The sequence below is a fragment of the Intestinibacter sp. genome, from assembly GCF_022780145.1.
Classification (GTDB): domain Bacteria; phylum Bacillota; class Clostridia; order Peptostreptococcales; family Peptostreptococcaceae; genus Intestinibacter.
The window spans coordinates 1-6,466 of record NZ_JALEXO010000331.1; the positions used below are offsets into that span (position 1 = coordinate 1).

The 6,466-nt window shown below is 32.2% G+C and carries 6 protein-coding genes; all 6 read right to left on the bottom strand.

Going from position 1 to position 6,466, the window contains the following annotated elements; genetic code table 11:
- Window positions 1-301, bottom strand: a 301-nt coding sequence (locus tag MR593_RS12430) for a transcription antitermination factor NusB (RefSeq protein WP_290693486.1), incomplete at its 3' end; no start/stop codon positions are given.
- Between the two features lie 104 nt (window positions 302-405).
- A complete protein-coding gene (locus tag MR593_RS12435) occupies window positions 406-1,095 on the bottom strand; it encodes a zinc metallopeptidase (protein ID WP_290693489.1) in 690 nt (229 codons plus the stop codon).
- 39 nt (window positions 1,096-1,134) lie between these two features.
- Complete coding sequence (gene fmt / locus MR593_RS12440) at window positions 1,135-2,064, bottom strand: methionyl-tRNA formyltransferase (RefSeq protein ID WP_290693492.1); 930 nt, start codon at window positions 2,062-2,064, stop codon at window positions 1,135-1,137.
- Between the two features lie 12 nt (window positions 2,065-2,076).
- Window positions 2,077-2,517, bottom strand: coding sequence for a peptide deformylase (gene def, locus MR593_RS12445; RefSeq protein ID WP_290693494.1), 441 nt, complete (start codon window positions 2,515-2,517; stop codon window positions 2,077-2,079).
- Window positions 2,518-2,552: 35 nt separating this feature from the next.
- Window positions 2,553-5,108 carry a primosomal protein N' gene (priA, locus tag MR593_RS12450; RefSeq protein ID WP_290693497.1) on the bottom strand — a complete coding sequence of 852 codons (2,556 nt, stop codon included), beginning with the start codon at window positions 5,106-5,108 and terminating at the stop codon, window positions 2,553-2,555.
- Window positions 5,109-5,171: 63 nt separating this feature from the next.
- Window positions 5,172-6,374: a bifunctional phosphopantothenoylcysteine decarboxylase/phosphopantothenate--cysteine ligase CoaBC gene (gene coaBC / locus MR593_RS12455; RefSeq protein WP_290693499.1), complete on the bottom strand. Its 1,203-nt coding sequence runs from the start codon at window positions 6,372-6,374 to the stop codon at window positions 5,172-5,174.
- Window positions 6,375-6,466: the final 92 nt, after the last annotated feature.

Below are 6,466 nucleotides of genomic sequence, written 5' to 3' on the forward strand. Positions count from 1 at the left end.
TCTCATTGACTGCTGCATAATCTGAGACACTATTTAAAAATAAAATTTGATATATACCCATTCTAAGAAGTATTTTTACTTTTAAATTTAATTTGTTAGTCTTTATTTTTGATAATTTATCTATTATATAATCTAGGTAAATTTTGTTTTCTACCACACCATATACAATCTCTGTAGCAAAGCCTCTATCTCTGCTGTCTAGATCACAATCTTTAAAATGCTTATTTATAGCCATATTTGAGTAGTTTTGATTTTTCTCTATATCAAATAAAACTTTATAAGCTAAATTTCTTGCTTTCATAAAAAATTTCTCCTTAATCAAATTAAGGGCGTGTCACAGAGCAAATTTATATCTGTTAAATCTAGCTTTATAACATTCCCTTATTATATTACCATATTTTTTGCCTAATCATCTCTTCTGCCAGCAATTGTAATTAATCGTAATAATTGAAGTACTGCTGTAGCTGCTGCTGCAACATAAGTTAGAGCTGCTGCCTTAAGTACTTTTTTACTTTCTCTTCTTTCGTCATGACTTACTATGCCTAAGCTTTCAATCTGAGCTAAAGCTCTACTAGAAGCATTAAATTCAACTGGTAAAGTAATCAATTGAAATACTACTGTAGCTGCAAATAGAAGTATACCTATTTTAAGTAGAAAATTAAAAGACGACATAAATAAGCCTAAAAATATTAAAATCCAAGATGCACTTGAAGCAAAATTAACAACAGGAACTATAGCCCCTCTTATAGTAAGCGGCGCATATCCTCTCGCGTGTTGGATAGCATGACCACATTCGTGTGCTGCTACTGCGACAGAAGTTATAGACGTACCCCTATATACATCCTGTGATAATCTCAAAACTCTACTTCTAGGATCGTAGTGGTCGCTTAGAGTTCCACTTATCATTTCAATTCTCACGTCGTAAATTCCATTTGCATTTAAAATTTCTCTTGCTGTTTGTTCGCCTGTATATCCTCTTTGTGTGCGAACTCTAAAATACTTATTTGTAGTTGAGCTTACTTTAAATTGAGCGTACATAGTAAGTATTATAGCTGGAATTAATATTATATATGTTGGATCATATCTATAGTACATAATTACGTCCTCCTATTTTTCTATACATCATAATATTTATTATTGAAGTACAGTTCCTTCTTCTAAGGAATTTCCTTTTATAAATTCTTTGACTTCCATTCTCTTTTTGTTTGGCATTTGTATTTCTGTTATTAAGATGACTTTGTCCTTAGTGCTTACTCTTATACCTTCTTTGTCTACTTTAATTATAGTACCAGGTTTTTTTGTACTTTTTTCATCTAGTACTTTAGTTTTCCAAACCTTCATTTTTTTATCCATATAAGTAGTATATGCACTTGGCCATGGATTTACTCCTCTTACTAGATTATGTATTTCTCTAGCAGTTTTTGAAAAATCAACATGACCTAAATTTTTGTCCATTATAGGTGCATAGGTAAACTCGTCGTGATTTTGAGGAGTTCTAGGTGCTTTACCTTCCTTTATTAAATCTAAAGTCTCGCAAAGTAATTCGCTTCCCTCTACTGTCATCTTATCGTGAAGCTCTCCTGCTGTGATTTCATCGTCTAACTTGAATTCACTTTGTAAAATTACATCTCCTGAATCTAGGCCTTCATCCATAAACATAGTTGAAACTCCTGTTTTTTGTTCACCGTTTATTATTACCCAGTTAATTGGAGCCGCTCCCCTGTATTTTGGAAGCAGTGACACGTGTACATTTATACATCCATATTTTGGTATATCTAAAAATTCCTTAGATAAAAGCTGTCCGTATGCTACTACTACTATAACATCTGGATTTAAATTCTTTATTTCATTTACAAATGATTCTTCCTTTGCTCTAATAGGTTGATACACTGGTAAATTATTTTCTATAGCTACCTGTTTAACAGGAGAAAAAACTATTTTTTTACCTCTACCAACTTGTTTATCTGGTTGTGTAACAACTCCTATTACATCGTATTTTTTCTCTATAAGCTTTTCAAGACACCCACTTGCGATATCTGGTGTCCCCATAAATAATATTTTCAAACAAATCAACTCCTATTTTACAACTTTGTCTACATATAATATTCCGTCTAGGTGATCTATTTCATGGCAGAAAGCTCTTGCTAGTAATTCTTCACCTTCTATTTCAAACCATTGACCATTTCTGTCTTGAGCTTTGACCTTTACTCTATATGGTCTTAAAACTTCTCCACTTTCTCCTGGAACACTTAAACATCCTTCTGTATCTAGATATTCACCTTCTGTTTCTATTATTTCTGGATTTATAAGTTCTATAAGCCCTTCTCCGATATCGATTACAACCATTCTTTTAAGAATCCCAACTTGTGGAGCTGCAAGTCCAACACCGTCAGCATGGTACATAGTATCTGCCATATCGTCTAGTAATTGTCTTATTTTATCGTTTACTTCTGTAACTACTTTAGATTTCTTTCTTAAAACTGGTTCTCCTATTTCCACTATTTGTCTTAACGCCATTTTAATTTCCTCCTAAATCTTAAATTTCCTATTTGTTATAGAATACTATTTGGATTAATATCTATTGATATGTTAACTTCTCTTTCAAATACAATATCTCTTTTTGTTATACATATATATTTTATTATACCCTTTAATAAATTTATTTCAATATTATCATCTTTAAATAATATTTGCCATCTATAATTAGAGTTTATTCTCGAAATCGAACATGGGTTAGGTCCTAAGATAAAATTAAAATCATTTATGCCGCGCTCCTTTAATAAATATACAAGTGTATTGTAGAAATTAAAAATATTTTTCTTAACCTGAAGCTCCTTTTTGCCGCTTACTACTACGCTTAGCATATTGTTAAAAGGTGTGTAGTTAAACATCTTTCTAATTTTTATCTCATCCTCGTAAAATCCTTTGAAATCATAGTCCACTATTCGCTTTATCACGCTGTTTTCTGTGCTGTAGGTCTGAAGTATTACTTTTCCCTCCTTTTCAGACCTTCCCGCTCTACCAGAAACTTGTGTCACGAGTTGAAAAGTATTTTCAAAGCTCTTAAAATCAGGAAAATTAAGCATCATATCAGCTGACAGTATTCCAACTAATGTAACGTGATTAAAATCGAGACCTTTACTTATCATCTGAGTTCCTATAAGTATATCAGCCTCTCTATTTTGAAATTTATTTAAAATATTTTCGAGGTCGTTTTTCTTTGAAGTGGTGTCTTTATCGAGTCTCAAAACTCTAACTCCATCAAATGTATTTTTTATTTCTTCTTCGATTTTTTCTGTTCCAAGTCCAAATTCTTTTACGTATTTACTTCCACATTCTGGACAGGTTTTAGGAATATGAGCTTCATATCCGCAGTAGTGACATTTTGCTATATTTTGGCTCTTATGATAAGTCAGCGATATATCGCAGTTTTTGCATTTAAAGACATATCCACATTCTCTACACGAAACAAAGCTCGAATATCCTCTTCTATTTAAAAATAGAATAACTTGATTTTTATTTTTTATCTCTTCTGCTATCTGAAGTCTCAATTTATTGCTCAAAAAACTCCTATTGCCACATTTAAGCTCGTCCTTCATATCGACTACCTCTATTTTAGGAAGAGGCTTGTCGTTTGCCCTTTTTGTAAGCTCGATAAGTTCGTATTCGCCATTTTGTGCTCTGTAGTATTCCTCTACTGAAGGTGTTGCAGATCCCATAACGAGAGTTATATTCCTCTTATTTACTAAATATCTCCCGACTTCTAAGGTAGAAAACTTCGGATTGCTCTCGGATTTATAAGAGTTCTCGTGAAACTCGTCTACTATAACTACACCTAAGCTGTTAAAAGGTGCGAATATAGCTGATCTAGCTCCTATAAGTATTCTTATATTTCCTTTTTTTATCTCTCTAAATACATCGTGTCTCTCTCCCTCAGATAGTTTACTGTGGAAAACTCCGACTATATCCTTAAACCTATTTTTAAACCTAGCTATTGTCTGTGGAGTCAGAGATATCTCCGGAACTAAAACTATACTGTCAAGACCTTGCTTTAAAGCGTAATCTATTACCTCCATATAGACCTCGGTTTTACCACTTCCTGTAACACCGTGAAGCATATACGGCTTTTTATTTTCATCAAACATCTCGCTTGTGATCTTTTCTATAGCTTGGTTTTGTTCTTCATTTAAAACTACTTCTTTATTTTTGTAGTTGAAATTAGATTCTGTTTTTCTGTAAAAATCCTCATATTTAAAGTTTATTAAATTCTTTTGCTCTAGGGATTTAATACTCGCTTTAGATACATTTAATAAATCCATCAAATCGTTTATCTCTGCTTCTTGGTTGTTTTTTAGAAATTCTATAACCTGTCTTTGCTTGTCGCCTAATCGTATTTTTCGTTCCTTTATATAGAGCATTAAATCTATATAATCCATTTTTAAAGAGACATAACATATTTTTATTTCATTTTTTATGCTCTTGTATTCCCATTTTAAATCTACCAAAGATTCTTCCTTCATCTTATAGAGCAAGCTATTCATACTATTTGTAACTTGATTTTTTAATGATTTTTTATCCTGTCTTTGATAATTATCCGCTAGATCATCTACTTTTTCATCTATCAATTTTTCTAATTTCATCTTGCCCTTATTGTCTAGCACCTTTTGAAATACAAATTTTTTACTATCACTTAGCTTCTCACTTAAATCGTATAACTCATACGGCTCTATATCCTTAAGCGATTGACTTATTGTAATGACCTTGTAGTTATTGAGCTTATATCCCTTGGGTATAATTAAATTTATACAATCCATATAAGTACATAAATATCTGTTTTTCATCCAGTGGATTAATTCTAAATCCTCTCTCTTTAAAATAGGCTTTTCATCTAGCACATCGTAAATACACTTAGTCTCGATATTTTCGTCGTTATTATCGGTTATTTTAAAAACATATGCCTCTATTGGCTTATTTCCTTTTCCAAAGGGTACAAGAACTCTATGTCCAAGGCTTATTTCGTCTAATAAAAACTCAGGTATCTGATATGTAAATAAATTATCTGTATATTGACTGTTATTTTTGACTACAACCTTTGCATACTTATCCATCCTCGCACTCCTTTCATTTGTTTTCATTACTAAAAGAGGAAATCATATGATTTCCCCTCGAGTTTATTTATTGTCCAATAAAGATTTAATCTTATCTAAAATCACAGATGCAACTTCTTCCTTAGTCATCATAGGGTATTTTGTCATATTTCCATCCTTCTCTATGATGCTGACTACATTTGTATCAGTACCAAAGCCTGCACCGCTTTCTTTTAAGTTATTTGCAACTATGAAATCCATATTTTTCTTTGCAATTTTGCCCTTTGCATTTTCTATCAAGTCGTTAGTCTCAGCTGCAAAGCCAACTAATATCTTGTCTTTTTTAATTTTACCAATTTCATATGCAATATCCTTATTTCTATCTAATTCTATAACTAAATCTCCATCTTTTTTCTTGATTTTCTTGTCGCTGTATTCCTTTGGCTTGTAATCAGCAACTGCAGCGCTTTTTATTACTACATCATTTTCGTCTAGGTTAGAAATAACCGCCTGATACATATCCTCTGCTGACGTGATGTTTATAACCTTCTTTATATTAGATGCTGGCTTTAAATTCGTCTTGCCTGATACTAAAGTTACCTCAGCTCCTCTAGCTGCTGCAACCTTAGCTATAGCATAGCCCATCTTACCGCTTGAGCGATTAGTCAAATATCTAACAGGGTCTAAGCTTTCTATTGTAGGTCCTGCTGTTATTATTATCTTTCTACCTACTAAATCCTGTTCATAATTTAATAAAGCTTCTACGTTTTCAACTATTACCTCTGGAGATGCTAGCTTTCCACTTCCTATATCCCCGCAAGCTAATCTTCCACTTTCTGGTTCTATAAATTTATATCCGTATTCTTTAAGTGTAGATATATTTTTTTGAACGATTGGATTTTCATACATATTAGTATTCATAGCTGGTGCTATGAGTACTTTAGCCTTTGTAGCTGCAATTGTAGTTGTAAGCATATCATCGCAAATACCATTTGCTATTTTTCCTATAACATTAGCAGTCGCTGGAGCAACTAAAAATAAATCGGCTTTTTTGGCAAGCTCTATATGCTCAACCTCCCATGTCTTTGGATCTTCAAACATATCACTTACTACGTAATTTTGGCTCAATGTTTGAAATGTAAGTGGTCCTACAAATTCACATGCACTCTTTGTCATAATAACATGTACGTCGGCATTTAATTTTTTAAGTCTACTTACAACATCACAGACCTTGTACACTGCAATTCCGCCACTTACTCCTATTACAACAGTTTTACCTTTTAACATGTTTTTCTCCTTATTAATTGTAATTTATTAAATCATCTTCCCAACTTTTAAATATTAGTCTTGTTCTAATTCTTTTTGTTGTTTTTCTTGTT

Bases quoted from the DNA above. Each gene is read 5' to 3' on its own strand.
- MR593_RS12435 (WP_290693489.1), bottom strand. From the start codon at position 1,095: ATGTACTATAGATATGATCCAACATATATAATATTAATTCCAGCTATA.
- def (WP_290693494.1), bottom strand. From the start codon at position 2,517: ATGGCGTTAAGACAAATAGTGGAAATAGGAGAACCAGTTTTAAGAAAG.
- priA (WP_290693497.1), bottom strand. From the start codon at position 5,108: ATGGATAAGTATGCAAAGGTTGTAGTCAAAAATAACAGTCAATATACA.
- coaBC (WP_290693499.1), bottom strand. From the start codon at position 6,374: ATGTTAAAAGGTAAAACTGTTGTAATAGGAGTAAGTGGCGGAATTGCA.